Source organism: Methylobacterium frigidaeris (assembly GCF_022179185.1).
In the GTDB taxonomy this organism is placed as follows: Bacteria; Pseudomonadota; Alphaproteobacteria; order Rhizobiales; family Beijerinckiaceae; genus Methylobacterium; species Methylobacterium frigidaeris.
Window position 1 is genome coordinate 1 of the sequence record NZ_BPQJ01000225.1, and the last position, 265, is coordinate 265.

1 pseudogene is annotated in these 265 nt (G+C 67.9%); it reads left to right on the plus strand.

From position 1 onward, the window contains the following. Positions 1 to 265: pseudogene (locus MFF64_RS36950) on the plus strand (hypothetical protein); the annotation flags it as partial.

Consider the following 265-nt stretch of genomic DNA (forward strand, 5'->3'; position numbering starts at 1 on the left):
CGTCATCGATGCCGGCGACAAACCCGCCGCCAAGGCCCGGCCCAAGCCCAAGGCGCAGGCCAACTTCACCGACCCCGACTCGCGGATCATGAAGAACAGCGACGGTGCCTACATCCAGGCCTACAACGCCCAGGCCGTCGTCGATGGAAAGCACCAGGTCATCACGGCCGCCGCCATCACCACCAACGCCTCGGACGCGCTGGACTACACCCCGATGCTCGACCAGTGCGCGCGGGACACCGGCGTCCACCCCAAGCAGGCCCTC